Source organism: Synechococcus sp. H70.1 (assembly GCF_047502705.1).
GTDB lineage: Bacteria > Cyanobacteriota > Cyanobacteriia > Thermostichales > Thermostichaceae > Thermostichus.
In genome coordinates this window covers 51,732-70,332 of sequence record NZ_JANSIV010000134.1, presented here as the reverse complement: position 1 = coordinate 70,332, position 18,601 = coordinate 51,732, and the positions used below count along the sequence as shown (strand labels likewise).

The following is an 18,601-nucleotide window of genomic DNA, read 5'->3' as shown; positions in this document are numbered from 1 at the left end:
CGTGGCCATTCTCCAACAGTCCTGAGCCTTTCTGTCCTTGTTACTCCGCCCAGAGCCCATTTAACGGACAGCGTGCTCGACCGGGATCTCCTTCAGCCTTGGGGAGAGGGATCCCTCTTCGCGACTCAGAGTAAGTAGAGCAGGATAAACAACACAATCCAAACCCCATCCACAAAGTGCCAGTAGATCTCAGCAGCCTCGACGCCAAAATGACGTTGGGCGCTGTAGTGGCCTGGCTTCAGGGATCGCCAGAGCACCGCCAAAATAAACAGCAACCCCGCCGCCACGTGCAGCCCGTGGAACCCCGTCAAGACATAGAAGGCACTGGCAAACAAGTTGGTGGTGAGGCCAAACTCCAGGTGGCTGTACTCGTAGAGCTGCCCGGCCAGGAAGATGGCTCCCATCAGGGCAGTGAGGGCAAACCACAGCCGCAATCCCTTGACATTATTGGCCTGGATGGCAGGCTTGGCCTGGTGGATAACCCAGCTGCTGGAGAGGAGGATTGCCGTGTTGATCCCAGGCAAGAGCAGTTCCCGCTCTGGCGTCCCTTCCGGCGGCCAAACTGGGGCCGTGAGGCGGTAGGCCAAATAGGCCATGAACAGGCCCAAGAACAGACAGCCTTCCGCTACCAGGAACATCAGCAGACCAAAAACGCGATGATCTGGATGCTCAGCATGAGCGGCATGGACCTGGCTAGGGCCAACTCTAAGAGCATCAGAGGCGAGGGATCCTTGCATAGGTCTATGGCTCGAATTGCAAGACTTCTTGAGGTTGAGGACAAGACCGACATGGCTGGGGAGCAGAGGATGGATACCCAGCGGGCAAGTCCCCTGCTAAGAAGAAGTAGGCTCCGCCTCAGCCAGCGCCAGCTCCCGCAAGCTCTGCAACTGGGCGGCCAAGTAATCCAAGGTCTCCTTGCTGTGCAGGCCGTAGTCGTAGGGGCCAGTTAGCAGGATGGGATCCCCGTAGAAGTTGTGGGCAGGCGGTGGGGAAGAAGTTGTCCACTCCAGAGTTAGGGCCTGCCAGGGGTTGTCTCCCGCCTTGGGCCCGGCTACCCAGGAGTAGATGGCGTTCACCAAGAAGGGCAGCGTGGAAATGGCCAGAATGAAAGCCCCCACCGAGCTAATCCAGTTGAGGTCGGCAAATTGCGGGTCGTACTGAGCCACGCGGCGGGGCATGCCCATTAGACCCAGCTTGTGCATCGGCAAAAAGCACATGTTGAAGCCAACAAAGGTTAGCGCAAAATGCACCCGCCCCCAGAACTCGTTCAGCAGCCGGCCAGTCATCTTGGGGAACCAGTGGTAGAGGCCGGCATAGATGCCAAACACACTGCCGCCAAACAACACGTAGTGCAGGTGGGCCACCACAAAGTAGGTGTCGTGGACGTGGATATCCAACGGCACCGAGGCAAGGATGATCCCGCTCAAGCCGCCGATGACAAACATGGAGATAAAGCCCATGGCAAACAACATGGCTGTCCGGTAGTGGATCTTGCCGCCCCAGAGAGTGGCCAGCCAGCTAAACACCTTGATTCCCGTGGGAACGGCAATGGCCATGGTGGCGATCATGAAGAACACCCGCATCCAGTCGGGGGTACCGCTGGTAAACATGTGGTGAACCCAGACGATCAAGCCCAAAAAGCAGATGGCCAAGCTGGAGTAGGCAATGGCTTTGTAGGCAAAGATGGGCTTGCGGGCATGTACCGGCAAAATCTCCGAGATCATGCCGAACACCGGCAGAACCATGATGTACACCGCCGGGTGGGAGTAAAACCAGAACATGTGCTGGTACACCACCGGATCCCCGCCGCCGCTGGGGTTGAAGAAGGCCGTGCCCGCCAACAGGTCAAAGCTAAGCAGGATCAGCGCCCCAGCCAGAACCGGCGTCGCGATGAGAGTGATGATGGAAGCAGCCAGCATCGCCCAGCAAAACAGAGGCATATCCTCCATCTTCATGCCGGGCATGCGCAGCTTGAGGATGGTGGTAATAAAGTTCACGGCCCCCAGAATGGAAGAGGTTCCGCCCAACAAAATGCTTAGGATCCAGAGTTCTTCTCCCACCTTCCCACTGATGAGGCTCAGCGGCGGATACGAGGTCCAGCCAGCTGAGGGGGCCTCGAGGAAGAGGCTGGCCAGCAGCAAAAGGCCGCTGGGTGGAATTAGCCAAAAGGCGACGGCGTTTAGCCTAGGAAAAGCCATGTCCCGCGCTCCAATCATCAGCGGCACCAGGTAGTTGCCAAAGCCCCCCATCAAAGCCGGCACAATCCACAAAAAGATCATGATTGTGGCGTGGAGGGTAAAGGCACCGTTGTAGCGCTCAAAGCCAAGAAAGTCGGCTTCAGGGGTAGCCAGCTCGGCCCGCACGGCTGTAGCCAGCGCTCCTCCCACCAAGTAGAAGAAAAAGCCAGTTACCAAATACTGGATCCCGATCACCTTGTGGTCGGTGGAGAAGGTAAAAAAGCGCCACCAGGGCTCGGCGGCAGGCTCCAGGCTGGCTTTGGGGGCAGCGGCAAAGGTGGGATTGTCCTGTAGCTGGGTCATGGCAAAAGGCTCCTCCTAGCGTCACCAGAACGTCCGTCAAGGGGAAAGGGATCTCTCTAGCCCGCTGAGGGAAGGGATCCCGTTCGCGTCAGCGGGACGGAGTCCTTGGGCAGTTTGAGGGAGGTTAGATCAGCAGGCGAGAGGCCCAAACGCTGCTGGTGAACTTGGACAAAGGCAGATTGTGGGTGAGGGTGGCGCTCAGCCAAGGCCAGCGCGTTGTTCTCGCCCCGAGCAGCCACCAGTTGCTCCTGCTGCCAGCGCTCGAACTCTTCCGGCGTCTCCACTACCAGTTGTGCCACCATCACTCCATGGTAAGGGCCACATAGCTCGGCACAGATGATGGGATAGGTTCCTAGCTGCGTGGGCACAAACTCTAGGTGAGTCTCTCGGCCTGGGATGAGATCTTGCTTTAGGCGAAATTGCGGCACCCAGAAAGCGTGGTTGACATCCATAGCCGTCATGTTCAAGCGCACCCGCTTGTTAAGAGGCAGGTGCAGCTCGCCGGCCACCAAACCCGATTCCGGATAGGTGAACATCCAGGCATATTGCATGCCCTGAACTTGGACAACCAGATCTGGCTGACCCCTCTCCTTTCCCGGCAGCACCGCGGGAGTGTAAGCATAGCCCGGATCCCCTGCTTCCGTCTCCTGGGAAGACCCCATCGCCATGGCCGCGTGGACGTGACCGCCCACCTCGGCGCCTCCATACACTGCCTGATAGACATCGAGGCTGGCCAGGCCCAACCAGAGGATGATCACCGCCGGCACCGCCGTCCAGACGATCTCCAGCAGCACGTTGCCGTGGTTGGGATCCCCGTCTCCTCGATCGCCCCGCCGCTTACGGTAGCGAAAGGCACAGTAGAGGAGCACTCCCTCCACCACCAAAAAGATCCCGGTGGCGAGGGTGATTGTGCTGTTGAAGAGGCTATCGAACAAGGGAGCCGAGTTGGCAGCCGCTTCCGGAAGCAGATGGTGGTTCTGGCCGTACCAGAGGCTGGCCAGGGTCAACAGCACCCCGATCCCCACCAAAAAGATATTCTTGAGCGCGCTCACAGCTGCTTTTCCCCGCTGCTACCACCACGACGTGCCTGCCCTAGCAGATTCTGGGAACAGAACCAGAGCAGGCTTAGACTCATCTCCATTCAAGTCCCAGGAGCCGGCGAGAATTGGCCATCTTAGGGATCTCTTCGGGATCTTCGGCCGGAGCGTTGGCGACGTCTACTGAGGAAGGGCAGCTTGGCCCAAAGAAATCCTTAAAAACCTTCGCCAGTTGCAAAGCTGCATTTAGGATTCGTTGCAAGCGAGTCTCCCCTCTGCCTCTAGAGAAGCACCACCCAGGATAGGAAGGGGTTAGAGGGATCGAGTTATTAACTGTTGCTTCCGCGCATTTTTGAGTGCCAATTGTGGACTGCTCTCCCTAGATTTCGATTCTTCAAACTGCAATGGACTCCTCAATTTCTCCATCTCCCGTCCCCTCTTCGGCTTCGGATCCCGTGCCGCCTGGGGAGCTTTCCCTGCGCATGGGGCGAGCCCTGCTGGGCCTAGCGGCGGCTACTTGGCTGTTGATGGGGCTAGGCAGTGCCACTCGAGTCATGAATGCTGGACTTGCCTGTCCCGACTGGCCCCTCTGCTATGGAGAGCTGGTGCCGACGCAGCAGATGAACCTGCAGGTGTTTCTAGAGTGGTTTCACCGCCTGGTGGCTGCCGGGGTGGGCTTGGCCACCCTGGTGCTAACGGGGTTTGCCTGGCGGAAGCGGCAGGCTTTGCCCGCTTGGCTGCCCTGGGGTCTGAGCTGGGCTTTTGTCTTGGTCGTGGCCCAAGGGATCCTGGGCGGGCTGACGGTAACGGAGTTGTTGCGCTTTGACATTGTGACGGCCCACCTGGGCACGGGCCTGCTGTTTTTTGCCACGCTACTCACCTTGGGATGGCTGGCCTTGCCAAGCGTCGCTCCCTCTGAGGAGGGGAGAGCTTCTGTTGGCTACTTGCCCTGGCTCGGCTTGGGGGCAGTGCTGCTGGTGTACGTCCAGAGCCTTCTCGGGGCTTTGGTGGCTTCCCAATGGGCGTTACACCAGTGCTTTGCTTCGGGTGAACTGTGCGGAGTGATGAGCAGTCACTTGCTAGGGGTGGCTCCGGCCACGCTGGCGGTGTTGCTGGTGGCGGTGGCTACGAGTTGGCGGCGGCAGCAGATCCCAAGAATTCTCAAGCGGCTGGGCCATGGATCCGTAGTCCTTTTGCTGGCGCAAGTGGGGGTTGGCATTCTCACCTATCGCTACCGGCTGCAGGTGGAGCCCTTGACGGTAGCCCACCAGATGATCGGGGCAGCTTTGCTGGCGTGCTTGCTGGGCTTTACGGTGCTGGCCTGGCGGATGAGCAACAGCCTTGGGGGAAGGATCCCTCGGGGGGTAGCCGCAGCCACAGAAATGAACGGCGAGTAGTTCCATGGCAGATATCCTTCCAACCTACCGTCCAGATCCTTGTCAGAACACGGTGACAGGGATCCCTTTTGGCCATCGCCAAAGTCTGGCGCAGGTTTTGCGCAGCTATAGCCAGTTGGTGAAGCCGAAGATCATCGCCCTCTTGCTGATGACCACGGCTGGAGCGATGTGGATGGCGGGCAATACGGATCCCTTCAAGTTTGGTGTCACCCTCTTGGGGGGAGGGATGGCGGCGGCCGCAGCCAATATCATCAACATGGTGTACGACGCCGATATTGATCGGATGATGGAGCGAACCCGCCACCGTCCTCTGCCTTCCGGTCGCATTCGGGCCCGACATGCCCTGATGTTTGCCGGGATCCTGGCTGTGATGTCCTTTGGTGTGCTAGCCTGCTTTACCAATTGGCTGGCTGCTGGCTTAGCCATGGCAGGGATCCTGGTGTATGTAGGGGTCTATACCCACTGGCTGAAGCGTTCCAGCCCCCAGAACATTGTTATCGGCGGAGCAGCAGGGGCAATCCCACCTTTGGTGGGCTGGGCAGCGGCTACGGGCAAGCTGAGCTGGGCTGCTTGGGTGATGTTTGCCATTATTTTTTTGTGGACCCCGCCCCACTTCTGGGCCTTGGCGATTTTAAAGCAAGAGGACTATGCCCGCGCCGGGGTGCCGATGCTGCCGGTGGTGGCAGGAGAAAGGCCAACTGCCGCCCAGATTCTCCTCTACGCCCTGCTAATGGTGCCAGTCAGTCTACTGCTGGTTTACCCTTTGCACGTGCTGGGATCCTTTTACTTGAGTGTGGCAACCCTGCTGGGATCCCTTCTCATTTGGAAAGCGGTGCAGTTGCTCCAGGAACCGCACAACCGGCAGCGGGCAGCCTCCCTCTTCACCTTTGCTAACCTCTACTTGCTGCTGTTGTGCGGCGCCATGGGGTTGGACAGGTGGTCGCTAACCCAAGCCCTTTGGGAGCAAGCTCTTGCCTCCCTGCAGGGGATCTATACCAGCCTAGTAGCGCTGGCCAGCCACCCGGCAGAGGTGGGATCCCTCTAGCCGGCAATCTTTGCTCCTCCCTTCTGCAATACTGCTATGGGTATGTTGAGAACAGCACGAGAGTATGCAGCATCTCGCCAAGGGCTGGCTTCAGTGCCAGGCCAGCGCGGCAGGATCCCGGTTGTCCCTTGCTTGGTTTGCCCCCTGCAGCCTCCTGTTTAGCCTGCTCTGGGCTGGGTCTACCTTTGCCCAAGCGGAGGCGCCTAACTCTGCCACCTCGCTCCTCCCGGATAGCCGAGCAATTCGTACCCCTGACCCGCCTCCCACCCTGGCCGCTCCTCCTGGAGCCCGCCCTGCCCCTCCCTCCTCGCTTCTGCAGGGAGCTTCTAGGGCTGAAGACCTGGTGGTGCCTCAATCTCCTTTGGAAGTGCGCATCGAGCGGACGGAGGGCTTGTCTTTACAAGAGGCCCTCGAGATTGCCGTTGCCCAAAACCCGACGGTGCAGCAGGCAAGGCTGGCTGTGGAAAGGGCTAAAGCGGGTGTAGCCCTGGCCCAAGCAGCTTTTGCTCCCACCCTTTCCAGCCGCGCCAACTACCAGTACAGCGAGCCCCCTGCTCCCGGCGGCACTCCCAGCCGCCAATCCCACACTCTCTCCGCTAGCGTGGTGCGGCTAGACTACACGGCCTTCGACAGCGGGGTTAGGGCGCAAAACCTGCAGCTGGCTGAGGAAGCTCTGCGCCTTGCCCAACTGCAGCTGGAGCAAACCCTGCAGACAGTGAAACAAGCGGTAGCCAATGCTTACTATGACCTCCAAAGCGCCGATGCCCGAGTGGCCATTAGCCAGGCTGCGGTTGCCAGTTCTGAGGCCACCCTGCGGGATGCCCAAGCCCGAGAGCGGGCTGGGGTAGGTACTCGCTTTGAGATTCTCCAGGCGGAGACGGAATTGGCCAACAACCGCCAAGCCTTGCTGGCAGCCCAAAACGCCCAGCAACTCAGCCGTCGTCGTCTGGCTGAGCTCCTGAACTTTCCCCGCCCCACCGATGTGCTAGCTGAAGAGCCTATTGAGCCGATGGGAGAGTGGGATCTCAGCTTGGAGGAGACCATTGTTGCTGCCTTGGCCAAGCGCCAAGAGCTGGAGCGCCAACGCCGAGAGCTGGAGCAAGCTCAAGCGCGCCTGCGCCTAGCCCAAGCTAGCAACGGTCCCCAAATTAGTTTGTTTGCTAGTCTCGACGCGGTAAATGACTTTAAGGCCAACCGCAACAGTTTTGATGTCGGCTACTCAGTTGGGGCCAATTTTAACTTGACCTGGTTTGACGGAGGAAAGGCGGAGGCCCAGGCTCGCCAAGCCGAGATCGACGGCCAAGTAGCTGTGAGTAGTTTCATTAGCACCCGGAATGAAATTCAACGCAGCGTAGAAGAGGCCTTCCTTACCCTCAGCTCTAGCCGGGAACAGATTGACGCCGCCAAAGTAGCAATTGCCTCAGCAGAAGAAAGCCTGCGGCTAGCGCGGCTGCGCCTGCAGGCGGGTGTGGGCACCCAGACAGAGGTAATCAACGCCGAGGCTGCCCTCACTACTGCTCGGGGCAATCTTGCCAACGCAGTAATTGCCTATAACCGTGCTCTAACGCAACTGCGGCGAGCCATCGGCAGCCTCTAACTCACTCCCCCTCCCTCCGGGAGAAGGGGGCTGGGATCCCTAGATCTTGCGGGAGTAGTACTCAACTACCAGCAGCTCGTTGACTGGGGCACAGATTTGCTCGCGCGAAGGCAGATCCTTAATGCGGCCGCGCAGCTTCTCTTTGTCAAACTCTAGGTAATCCGGCAGAAACAGTCCTGGATACTCGGCGTAGGCAGCCACCAGCCGGCGAGAGGACTCCTTGTTCCTAACTGTAATCACATCGCCCACCTTGCACTCGTAGCTGGGAATGGTTACCTTGCGACCATTAACTTCAATGTGGCCATGGGTCACCAGCTGCCGTGCCGCTGGAATGGTTGGGGCCATGCCAAGGCGAAACACAATGCAGTCTAAACGCATCTCCAGAAGCTGGAGCAGAGCTAGCCCCGTGGATCCCTTAGAGCGCCGCGCCTTGCGCATGTAGCGGATCATCTGCCGCTCGCTCACGCCGTAGTTAAAGCGGACTTTTTGCTTTTCCTCTAGGCGAATGGCATATTCAGACTTTTTCTTGCGCTCCGCCCCATGCATACCAGGGGGGTTGGTGTTTTTGGGGCGCTTGCGAGTCAGGCCGGGCAGGTCAAGCCCCCCAAAACGGCGAATGATCCTCAAGCGGGGCCCTGTATAGCGAGACATGCAGGCGTTTCTCCAAAAGCAGCAGAAAAAATAAAGGGCAGAACGTCAAAAGAATTGGCGATCTCCTATATTAAGCTCTCAGCACCTTTTTTGGGCAAGGGGTAAAAGAGCCGCGGCCGTTAGTCACGGCGAAGCTGCAACTGGGTACGGATGAAGGCGCGATCCTCACTGAGTAGGCCGTTGAGGGTGCGCCGTTCCCCCAAGATAGGATCTGGATCCAAGCCAATGGCCTCCAGGTCGGCTAGCACCATCAGTTCCACCAGTTGGGCAAAGGTTACTTTGGGCTGCCACCCCAGCACCCGCTTGGCCTTGGAGGCGTCCCCCAACAGCAGATCCACCTCTGTGGGGCGGTAGTAGCGGGGATCGATCTCAATCAGCACGCGATCCTTGTAGACTCCCTGTTCTTCCAGTCCGGATCCCCGCCAGGTAATGGGCATGCCCACCAAAGCAAAAGCGCGTTCGGCAAACTCCCGCACGCTGTGGGTTTCGCCAGTAGCTAGTACGTAGTCGTCCGGCTGGGGCTGCTGCAGCATCATCCACATCCCCTCGACGTAGTCCTTGGCATAGCCCCAGTCCCGCTTGGCATCCAGGTTGCCTAGGTAAAGCTTGTCCTGCTTGCCGGCCACAATACGGCTGACAGCGCGAGTAATCTTGCGGGTAACGAAGGTCTCGCCCCGCCGTGGGCTTTCGTGGTTAAACAAAATGCCGTTGCAGGCAAAGAGGTTGTAGGCTTCGCGGTAGTTGACCGTCTGCCAGTAGGCGTACACCTTGGCGCAGGCGTAGGGGCTGCGGGGATAGAAGGGGGTGGTCTCCTTTTGCGGGATCTCCTGCACCAGCCCAAACATCTCCGAGGAGCCCGCCTGGTAAAACTTCACCCGGATCCCCGTGCGCTGTTGGTAGTCGCGGATGGCCTCCAGGAGGCGTAGGGTGCCCATGGCTACTGCATCGACGGTGTATTCCGGGTTATCAAAACTTACCCGCACGTGGGATTGGGCCCCTAGGTTGTACACCTCCGTCGGCTGCACCTGCTCCAAAATCCTGCGCAGAGTGGTGCCATCGGTGAGATCCCCATAGTGGAGAAACAGCTTAGCGCTGGGGTCGTGGGCATCCACGTAGAGGTGGTCAATGCGGTCAGTATTGAAGGTGCTGGCGCGGCGGATGATGCCGTGGACTTCGTAGCCTTTTTGCAACAACAGTTCGGCCAGGTAGGAGCCATCCTGGCCGGTAATGCCGGTAATCAAGGCACGTTGGGTCATGGGGTTGCGCCCGTAGGAACTTCCACCTTCAGCCCCTTGCTCCCCTCAAGACCTGGGAGCTGTAACTCCAAAATTATAGGGCACGTCTTCTCCGCAGGAACTGACCGCTTAGACAGAGCCGAGGTAACGCTCCTTAACCTGCTGCAGGGCTGGGGTCAGGGCCATCGGCCAGGGATCTGGCTGACGCAGTTGCCGCACCTCCTTTGGTAAGCGCAGCACCGAGGCACGACTGCGGCGGGCGATGGTTTCCAGGTCGGGCAAGGGTTCCAGGAGCACGCCCCTGTGCATGACCTGGCGCAGCAGCGGCTCGTAGCCAGGGGGCGGGGTCTCGTCAGCCTGACCCAGCAAGTCCCCTGTGGGGCCGCGAAAGATTTGCTTGCGCCCTGGCAGGGTGGCTTTGGCAAAGGAGGCCTTGGCCACGGGGATCCCATTGATCTCCACCAATTTGTACACTCCGTTCACCCCCTCGCCGGTAACCAGGCGGGTGCCAACACCGTAGCCGCTGATGGGCGCTTGGGAGTGGTGCAACCGCTCAATCTCGTACTCGTCCAAATCACCGCTAACAAACACCGGCGCCCCCTGCGGCAGGATGGCCTTGACCTGGCGGGAGAGGGCCTCCAGATCCCCCGAGTCGATGCGCACGCCGCCAATTTCCCCCCGGGATCCCAGTTGATCTGGCGGGGTGGCAGCAAAGAGCTGGGCTGCGGTGCGCGCTCCCTGGAGGGGATCGTAGGTGTCGATGAGCAAAACCGCTTGGGGAAAGTAGCGCCGGAAAGCTTGAAAGGCCCGGGTCTCATCGCCAGAGAGGGTGGCAATGGCCATCACGAGGGAATGGGCCATGGTGCCCGCCGGCTTGCGCCCCAACTTGAGAGCTGCCAAGACATTGGAGGTGGCATTGAACCCCGCCGCCAGCGCTGCCCGCGCTGCCCAGAGGCCCGCCTGGGGACTAAAGGCTCGCCGCGTGCCGAACTCCAACAAAATGGCCTCGTCCCCTGCCGCATCACGCATGCGGGCTGCCTTAGTGGCAATCAGGGTTTGGTAGTTGAAGGTGGTCAGCAAGTAGGTTTCCACCAGCTGGGCTTGCCACAGAGGAGCCTCCACCCGCAGCAGCGGCTCGTTGGCAAAAACGGCCGTCCCCTCCGGTACTGCCCACACATCCCCCTCGAAACGGCAGCTAGCCAGCAGCTCCCAGAAGCGCGGCGGTGCCTCGGCAAAAATGCCCGTTTCCCGCAGTGCCTGCAAGGCTTCTGGCGGAAAGTGCAACTGCTGCAGGTATTCCACTGCTTGGGCCAGCCCCATGGCAATGAGGTAGCCATAGTCGCTAGGCAAGCGCCGCACAAACAGCTCAAAGGCCGCCGGCTGATTCTCCAGCCCCTCCCCCACATAGCAGGCAGCCATTGTGAACTGGTAGAGATCGGTTAGTAAGCCGTAGTCTTGGGGTTGCAGGGAGGAAAAGCTTGGGTCTACCATGGAACCCTCAAGTAAGCCAGAGAGGCAACGCCCGTGGGGAAAGGCAGAGAAGCCGTTGCCCCAGTTGGAGCTACCATGGTAGCAAGTCCAGCCTGCCAGGGATCCCTACCCTGCAAGGCAGCAAAAGCTTGGCTACGGGAAGTGCCATGGACACCCCCGCTCCACCCTTGACACCGCCAGTGCTGTCAACTCTGCCTGTGCCCTCCCACTTTGCTCCTGAGCGGGTGGGGGAGATTTGGCGGGTGCCCTACCAGCAGCGGGCCCCAGAGGCAGAGCGCTGGGCCCAGGAGCACCACATTCCCCCGGCGGAATTCGATCGGGTACGGGTGGGCCTGTTGCTGATTGATGTGCAAAACACCTTCTGCATTCCTGGCTTCGAGCTGTTTGTGGGCGGCCCCAGCGGCTTGGGGGCGGTGGAGGACAACTGCCGCCTGTGCCAATTCATCTACCGCAACCTTGCCCACATCACCCAGATCGTGGCTACTCTGGACACCCACACGGCGATGCAGATCTTCCACCCCATCTTCTGGGTAGACGCCCAGGGATCCCATCCCGAGCCGGCTACCGCCATCTCGGCAGCCGAGATTCGCTCAGGACGCTGGCGGGTCAACCCTGCCATGGCCGCCAACCTCACCCAGGGGGATCTGACGCGGCTGCAGGCCTATGCCCTCCACTATGCCGAGCAACTGGAGAAAGGGGGGAAATATCCTCTCATTGTCTGGCCCTACCATTCCATGCTAGGGGGGATTGGCCATGCCCTGGTACCGGCAGTGGAGGAGGCGATCTTCTTCCACGCCATTGCCCGCTGCAGCCAGCCCAGCTTCCAACTCAAGGGGGCCAGCCCCCTGACGGAAAATTACTCTGCCCTCAGCCCGGAGGTCTTGACAGGGCCGGAGGGGGATCCCGTCGGCGAGAAAAATGAATCCCTTATCCGCCACCTCCTGGAATTTGATGCCCTCATTGTAGCTGGCCAAGCCAAAAGCCACTGCGTTGCCTGGACGGTGAGCGACCTACTGCAGGAGATTCAGGCCAGAGATCCCAGCCTAGCCAGGAGGGTCTACCTTCTGGAAGACTGCACCTCGCCGGTAGTGATCCCCGGCGTGGTTGACTTTAGCGAGCAGGCGGAGGCGGCCTTTGCCCGCTTTGCGGCAGCGGGGATGCACCGGGTGCGTTCCACCGATCCCCTCTGGACGTGGCCTGACTTTCCCCGGCCTCTTGCGGAGGAGACTTAATCTGCTCTAGTGGTAGGATGCGGCAGGACAGCCTGTCGGAGTTGGCCTGTGTACGACTGCCCCGGCGGTGCAGAGTGGCTGCGGGACCTTCGCCCTGAAGCCAGTTCCCTACGCCCCCCCAGTGGCGTCCGCGACTTCTTGCCGCGGGAAGTCCAGCGGCGAGAAAGGCTGGAGGCGCAACTAACCCAGGTTTTTCGCCGCTACGGCTACCAACGCATCATCACCCCCACCTTAGAGCGGTTAGAGACCCTGCTGGCGGGGGGATCCATCCGCGGCGAAGCCGTGCTGCAACTGCGGGATGGGGAAGGGACAATGCTGGGGCTGCGTCCCGAGTTTACTGCCTCCATTGTGCGGGCAGCGGCTACCCGGCTGGCGGGCGGGCCTCTGCCCCTGCGGCTTTATTACCACGGCAGTGTCTTCCGCAACAGCCAGCGGGAGGAGGGATCCTACAGCAGCCAGGAGTTTTTCCAGTCGGGGGTGGAGCTCATTGGCGCGGGAGGATGGTTGGCCGACGCTGAGATCTTGCTGCTTTTGGCCGATTGCGTGCGCGCTGTTGGCATCCGCAGCTGGACGCTGCTATTGGGAGATGTGGGCCTGACCGAGAGCCTGCTCAATGCCGTGGCTCCCAAGGCCCAGGCAGCAGTGCGCCGCGCCATTGCCCAGCTTGACTACGTTTACCTGGAATCGGCTCCTCTGCCAGAGGCGGCCCGCCAGATTGGCTTGCAGATTCTGGGATTGCGCGGCCAGCCTGAGCAGGTCCTACCTCAGCTTGCCCAGCTTCCTGTGCCCCCGGAGCGGTTGCGGGATCTGCGGCAGTTGTGCCAGATCCTGGAAGCCCAGCAGGTGCGGGTGGTGCTGGATCTAAGCTTGCTGCAAACTCTGGCCTACTACACCGGCGTTGTCTTCCAGGCAGTGGTGGGGGGAGAGGTCATTGCTCTAGGCGGGCGCTACGACCAGCTCTATGCCCTCTACAGTCCGCAGCAAGTTGAGCAGCCAGGGATCGGCTTTACCCTCCTGCCGGATACCCTGCTGCGGCTTTTGCCCCCTGATCCCCAGCCTGGGGCAACCGCCTGTAGGCGCTTAGTGGTGCCGCTGGTGCCGGCAGGGATCCCGGCAGCGCTGGCCTTGGCCGCCCGCTGGCGGGAGTCAGAGGCGGTGGAGCTGGAGCTGCTGGATCGCTCCCCCGAAGAAATCGAGGCCTATGCCCGCCAGTGCCGGATCCCGGAGATTGCCTGGGTGCAGGCCGATGGCAGCTACCACATCTCCCCCGTGGACTAATCCCAATCAAATATCCAGAGCCGCCAGCTCCAACTGGCCGCTGTGGGCCTCGATGAACTCCCGCCGGGGGCCAACGGCATCCCCCATGAGGATGGTGAAAATGCGATCCGCCTCTGCGGCGTCTTCGATGGTAATCTGCTTGAGGACGCGCGTTGCCGGGTTCATGGTGGTTTCCCAGAGCTGCTCTGGCATCATTTCCCCCAAGCCCTTGAAGCGCTGGATGGTGTACTTGGTGTTGGCCGGCAGGCTGCGCAGGACTTGCTCTTTCTCGGCCTCGTTGTAGCAGTAGCGCACGTTGTTGCGGCCCCACTCAATCTTATAGAGGGGCGGGCAGGCAATGTAGACGTAGCCCTGCTCCAAGAGGGCCTTCTGATAGCGGTAAAAGAAGGTAAGCAGCAGAGTGCGGATGTGACTGCCATCCACATCGGCGTCGGTCATGAGGATGATGCGGTGGTAGCGCAGTTGGCTGGGATCGAACTCCTCGCCCTTGACCCCCAGGCCCAGCGCTGTAATCAGGGCCTGAATCTCGGCGTTTTTGTAGATCTTGGCGGGATCTGCCTTCTCGATGTTGAGGATCTTGCCCCGCAAAGGCAGCACCGCCTGAAACTGGCGATCCCGTCCCTGCTTGGCGCTGCCCCCTGCCGAGTCGCCCTCCACCAAGTACACCTCTGACTCCGCCGGATCCCGGCAACTGCAGTCAGCCAGTTTCCCCGGCAGTGTGGAAGATTCCAGAGCCGACTTGCGGCGTACCAGCTCCCGGGCCCGGCGGGCAGCTTCGGCCGCGTTGAAGGACTGGATGGCCTTATCGACGATCCCCCTCGCCACGTTGGGGTTGAACTCCAGATATTCCGCGAGGGCCTCCGAGACAAGGGTTTGGACAATGCCCCGCACCTCGGTGTTGCCCAGCTTGGTTTTGGTTTGCCCCTCAAACTCAGGGTTGGGCACCTTGACCGAGAGGATGGCCGTCAGGCCCTCCCGCACGTTTTCTCCCGCCAGGTTGCTGTCGGACTCTTTGAGCTTGTTCAGCTTGCGGGCTTGGCTGTTGATGGTAAGGGTAAGGGCAGTCTTCAATCCCTCCAAGTGGGTGCCCCCTTCGGTGGTACGGATGTTGTTGGCAAAGCCAATTACCGTGTCGGTGTAGACATCCGCACACCACTGCAAGGCTGCTTCCACCTCAACGCCATCCCGCTCCCCGCGCACATAGATGATCTCGGGGTGGATGGGGGTCTTTTCTTGGTTGATAAAGGCCACATATTCCCGGATGCCGCCCGCAAATTGATAGACTTCCCGCTGAGGCGGATCCCGCCGCAGATCGCTAAAGATGATTTTCAAGCCGGCATTGAGATAGGCCAGCTCCCGCAGACGAGCAGCCAGCACGGCATAGTCAAACTCCCGCTCCGGGAAGATAAGCTCATCCGGCTTAAAGCGCACCTCGGTACCCCGCCGCTGGGCCCCTGCCGGCTGCGGCTCGGACTTGAGGGATCCCACCGCCGCCCCCCGCTCAAAGCGCTGGAAGTAAACCCTGCCCTCCCGCCAGACTCTGGCCTCCAACCACTCCGAGAGGGCATTCACCACCGACACCCCAACGCCGTGCAGTCCACCGGAGACCTTGTAGCCGCCTCCTCCAAACTTGCCGCCGGCGTGCAATACGGTCATGACCGTTACCAACGCCGACTGACCGGTTTTGGGGTGGATATCTACTGGGATGCCGCGGCCATTGTCCAGCACCGACACCGAGCCATCGGGGTAGAGGGTAACCTGAATCTCGTCGCAGTAGCCGGCCAGGGCCTCATCGACGGAGTTGTCCACCACCTCGTACACCAAGTGGTGCAATCCCTTCGGCCCAGTAGAGCCAATGTACATACCAGGCCGCCTGCGCACAGCCTCCAAGCCTTCTAGAACTTGGATCTGCTCTGCACCGTAGTTTTCTGTCATTTTCAACCCCAGTGGAAAAGCAACCGCAGCCCCGCTAACACGAGTCCGGAAAAATTGACCTCTGAGGCCAGAGTGGGGCCAGTACCCCCAAAATACGCTGCCATGATAGCACAAAAGCCTAGAAGGGCAAAAGAGCGGCCCCTGAGGGCCGACTTGGCTAGGGGATGCAGGAGAGTTATCTGTTTTGGCCAAGGAAGCTCTCCAGCAAGCCGGGCGGCGGCTGCACCTGCAGCTCACCTTTTTCCAGGTCCACAACCGGCACCAGAGCTTTCACGAAGGGGATCAACACCTGCCGCTGGTCGGGGGTGGAGATCTCCAGCACATCTTGGCCGACAGCCCAGATTGCCGAGACATGCCCCAGCAGGTGCCCCTGATGGTAGACGGCCAGGCCGATGAGATCGCGGTAGTGGTACTCCTCCGGTCCCAGGGACGGGCGCTGGGAAGCTGGCACCAGCACCTTAGCTCCCACCCAAGCCTCTGCCGCCGTCCGATTGGAAATCCCTTCTAGCCGCACTAGGTAGAGGCCCTTGCCAGGAAAAAACTGCCCCTCAACTAGGGAATGCAGCAGCGGCTCAGGGTCTGTGGCTCGCTGCAGCCAGCGGGGCCCTGGCTGGGTGAGGCGCTCCGGAAAATCCGACCAACACTTGACCCGCAGCCAGCCCCGCAGGCCATGAGCGGCCACCACCTGTCCCACCAACAACCAAGCGGGATCTACAGACATGGCGTTGACTTTCAAGAATCAAGCGAAGGGATCTCAAGGTTAGACGAGGGCGCCGCCGAAGTACGCAATTGCGGGACCTCGGAAGTTGGGGAGCTGGATCCCTGGCTAACTTTGGAGATGTCCACCATCGAAAGCAACCCTTGCAGGGTGCCGGGGATGGAATTGGGATCCATAAAGATTACCTTGGCGCTGGGGCTGCTGCCCACCTTGAGGCCCATATCGATGTAGTTTTGGGCCATCAGGTATTGCAAGGCGTTGGCCGCCTGGGGGTGCTCTTGCAAGGCAGCGGCGATGGTTCTGATGGCCTCAGCAGTACCCTCGGCCAAGAGCAGTCGCTGCCGTTTTTCGGCTTCTGCCCGCAGGAGTTGGGCTTTGGCAGCCCCTGCCGCTTGGTTAATGCTGGCCTGCTGCTCCCCTTCCGACCTGAGGATGGCGGCCCGCTTCTCCCGCTCGGCAGCCATCTGCTTTTCCATTGAATCCTGCACCGTCTTGGAGGGTTGAATATCCCTAACTTCCACGCGGGTGATCTTGATCCCCCAGGGATCCGTGGCCTCATCCAGCTCTGCCAGAAGGCGGGCGTTGATCTCGGCGCGGGAGGAAAAGGTCTGATCCAAGTCCATGCGGCCAATCTCCGCCCGCAGCGCCGTTAGCACCAAGTTCACCAAAGCCCGCTGCACATCCTCTACGGCGTAGCGGGCCTTGATCATATCCGTGATACGCCAGTAAACCACCGCATCCGCCATCAGGGAAACGTTGTCGCTGGTGATGCACTGCTGCGGCGGCACGTCCAGCACCTTCTCGCGGATAGTTTCCTTGAACACAATCCTGTCGATGGGAGGAAAAATGATGTGCAACCCGGGTGTCAGCTTGCGGTGAAACCTCCCCAAACGCTCTACCAGTGCTTCATAGCCTTGGCTGATGATCTTGACCGAGTTGAACAGGTAGCCGATAAAGATGAGGGCAAGGGCGGCTAAGATGCCAGGCATAGGGCTCTTCTCCTAACAGAGGGTTCAGCCCCCATTCTAGACAGCTGCTGGGACTGCTCCCTTCACCCTTCGACACGCCTCAGCCTCAATAGAGAGGGGAGGCGTGAACAGGATAGTTAGAGCTGCGGATTTCTTGTTGGGGCCGCAATCTTATCCGGTAGAAAGCTTGTGGGGGGATCCCGTCTATGAAACTGGACAGCAGGAACCTAGAAGTTGGCCTGAACAAAATCTACGACGTTATTGTTGCCGGTGGTGGCGCAGGGGGGCTGTCGGCAGCCATTTACCTGGCCCGCTACAGCTTAAGCTGCCTGGTGGTGGAAAAGGGCAGAGGCCGCTCTTTCTGGATGCAGGATTTGCGCAACTATCTGGGCCTGCCGCCAAACACGCCAGGACGAGAGCTGTTGCGACAGGGAAGGGAGCACGCCCTCAGCTTGGGGGTGGACTATCTAGGGGGCTTTGTGGAAGATGTCACAGATGAGGGAGACCTTTTTGCTGTCAAGGTCAAAGTGGGAAAAGTCAACAGTATCTACCCTGTTTTTCGCAGCAAATATTTGATTGCAGCAACGGGCATTATCGATTATTTGCCCCAATTGCCTGATATGCAAAATGTCTACGAATATGCAGGCTACTCGCTTCATGTCTGCATGATCTGCGATGGTTACGAAATGCGGGATCAGAAGGCAGTTTTGATTGTCAATTCAGAAGATCGAATTAATACGGCTTTTGTCCTCAACTGGTTTACGCCCTATATCTCGGTGTTGACCCACGGCCTGTGCTCGGTTGGCCCTGAGATGCGCAAAAAACTGGCCGAGCACGGCTATCCCCTTTACGAATCTCCCATTCGCCGCTTTCTGGGCGAGAACCACCAGCTGCGGGGTGTAGAGCTCGAGGATGGCACCTACATCGAGGCAACCACCGGCCTGGTGGCCATGGGAGCCAAATCCCACAACGACTATTTGAAAGGGATCCCCAATTTGCGCTGGCAGGGCGAAAACCTCGTGACCGACGAGTGGTGCCGCACCACCCATCCGCGGCTCTTCGCGGTAGGGGATTTGAAGCAGGGCCTCAATCAGGTGGCGATTGCCGTTGCCGACGGGGCGCTGGCTGCAACCGCCATTTGGCGGGACATCCGCCGGGCCTCGCCCGCTCGTAAATGGGAAGAGCGCCTGCGCTCTTAGCTTGGGCTCATTCCACCCTCTTGAGGGTTTGGGATGGTCTTCTGCCCTATAATTGTTGCGAAGCCCCGAGCAATTCCCATGCATTCTCTGAAAGCGGCGATCTTTTTTTTGGTTTTCCTATTAGTAGGGCTGCATTACTACGCGGTAGAGGCCCAGTCTTTTTTTCATCTGAACCTGACTCTAACCTCAGAATACGATCCTATTCTCCCGATCGAGAGCGTTCGCGTTGTGCGCGGCAGCAATCCCCAAGACCTGCTGGTTTATCTATCGGCTCCTTC

15 protein-coding genes and 1 pseudogene are annotated in these 18,601 nt (G+C 59.8%); 7 read left to right on the top strand and 9 right to left on the bottom strand.

Annotated elements, in window-relative coordinates; translation table 11 throughout:
• Positions 1–125: 125 nt before the first annotated feature.
• From NW827_RS09850 to NW827_RS09840, 3 genes are all read right to left on the bottom strand, one after another.
• Positions 126–737 (bottom strand): cytochrome c oxidase subunit 3, encoded by a 612-nt coding sequence (locus NW827_RS09850; protein ID WP_414403961.1) that lies wholly within the window; start codon positions 735–737, stop codon positions 126–128.
• Between the two features lie 96 nt (positions 738–833).
• Positions 834–2,540 (bottom strand): cytochrome c oxidase subunit I, encoded by a 1,707-nt coding sequence (gene ctaD / locus NW827_RS09845; RefSeq protein ID WP_414403960.1) that lies wholly within the window; start codon positions 2,538–2,540, stop codon positions 834–836.
• Positions 2,541–2,596: 56 nt separating this feature from the next.
• The gene (locus tag NW827_RS09840; protein WP_414403959.1) at positions 2,597–3,592 is read right to left on the bottom strand and encodes a cytochrome c oxidase subunit II; all 996 of its coding nucleotides are present in this window, start codon (positions 3,590–3,592) and stop codon (positions 2,597–2,599) included.
• Positions 3,593–4,059: 467 nt separating this feature from the next.
• On the opposite strand from NW827_RS09840, the gene NW827_RS09835 reads away from it, so the two are divergent.
• From NW827_RS09835 to NW827_RS09825, 3 genes are all read left to right on the top strand, one after another.
• Entirely contained in the window at positions 4,060–4,974 is a 915-nt protein-coding gene (locus NW827_RS09835) for a COX15/CtaA family protein (RefSeq protein ID WP_414503630.1), read from the top strand.
• 52 nt (positions 4,975–5,026) lie between these two features.
• A complete protein-coding gene (locus NW827_RS09830) occupies positions 5,027–6,019 on the top strand; it encodes a heme o synthase (RefSeq protein WP_414403992.1) in 993 nt (330 codons plus the stop codon).
• Between the two features lie 121 nt (positions 6,020–6,140).
• Entirely contained in the window at positions 6,141–7,616 is a 1,476-nt protein-coding gene (locus tag NW827_RS09825; protein WP_414403957.1) for a TolC family protein, read from the top strand.
• A gap of 39 nt (positions 7,617–7,655) precedes the next feature.
• Here NW827_RS09825 and rpsD read toward each other — a convergent pair whose 3' ends face one another.
• The 3 genes from rpsD to NW827_RS09810 form a co-directional block, all read right to left on the bottom strand.
• Complete coding sequence (rpsD, locus tag NW827_RS09820) at positions 7,656–8,267, bottom strand: 30S ribosomal protein S4 (protein WP_414360444.1); 612 nt, start codon at positions 8,265–8,267, stop codon at positions 7,656–7,658.
• 119 nt (positions 8,268–8,386) lie between these two features.
• A complete protein-coding gene (gene gmd, locus NW827_RS09815) occupies positions 8,387–9,523 on the bottom strand; it encodes a GDP-mannose 4,6-dehydratase (protein WP_414403956.1) in 1,137 nt (378 codons plus the stop codon).
• A gap of 108 nt (positions 9,524–9,631) precedes the next feature.
• Positions 9,632–10,993, bottom strand: a complete 1,362-nt coding sequence (locus NW827_RS09810; protein ID WP_414360439.1) for a nicotinate phosphoribosyltransferase — start codon at positions 10,991–10,993, stop codon at positions 9,632–9,634.
• A gap of 146 nt (positions 10,994–11,139) precedes the next feature.
• Here NW827_RS09810 and NW827_RS09805 point away from each other — a divergent pair, with 146 nt between their 5' ends.
• Both NW827_RS09805 and NW827_RS09800 read left to right on the top strand, forming a co-directional pair.
• Positions 11,140–12,225 carry an isochorismatase gene (locus NW827_RS09805; protein ID WP_414403954.1) on the top strand — a complete coding sequence of 362 codons (1,086 nt, stop codon included), beginning with the start codon at positions 11,140–11,142 and terminating at the stop codon, positions 12,223–12,225.
• A gap of 48 nt (positions 12,226–12,273) precedes the next feature.
• Entirely contained in the window at positions 12,274–13,503 is a 1,230-nt protein-coding gene (locus NW827_RS09800) for an ATP phosphoribosyltransferase regulatory subunit (RefSeq protein WP_414503629.1), read from the top strand.
• Positions 13,504–13,509: 6 nt separating this feature from the next.
• Here the strand turns inward: NW827_RS09800 and gyrB are convergent, their stop codons facing one another.
• The 3 genes from gyrB to NW827_RS09785 form a co-directional block, all read right to left on the bottom strand.
• Positions 13,510–15,438, bottom strand: coding sequence for a DNA topoisomerase (ATP-hydrolyzing) subunit B (gyrB, locus tag NW827_RS09795; RefSeq protein ID WP_414403952.1), 1,929 nt, complete (start codon positions 15,436–15,438; stop codon positions 13,510–13,512).
• A gap of 175 nt (positions 15,439–15,613) precedes the next feature.
• A complete protein-coding gene (rimM, locus tag NW827_RS09790; RefSeq protein WP_414360432.1) occupies positions 15,614–16,159 on the bottom strand; it encodes a ribosome maturation factor RimM in 546 nt (181 codons plus the stop codon).
• 11 nt (positions 16,160–16,170) lie between these two features.
• A complete protein-coding gene (locus tag NW827_RS09785; protein WP_414360429.1) occupies positions 16,171–17,145 on the bottom strand; it encodes an SPFH domain-containing protein in 975 nt (324 codons plus the stop codon).
• Between the two features lie 185 nt (positions 17,146–17,330).
• Between NW827_RS09785 and NW827_RS09780 the strand changes: the two genes are divergently transcribed.
• Positions 17,331–18,323, top strand: a complete 993-nt coding sequence (locus tag NW827_RS09780) for an NAD(P)/FAD-dependent oxidoreductase (RefSeq protein WP_414403951.1) — start codon at positions 17,331–17,333, stop codon at positions 18,321–18,323.
• Positions 18,324–18,401: 78 nt separating this feature from the next.
• Positions 18,402–18,601 (top strand): annotated as a pseudogene (locus NW827_RS09775) (polysaccharide deacetylase); the annotation flags it as partial.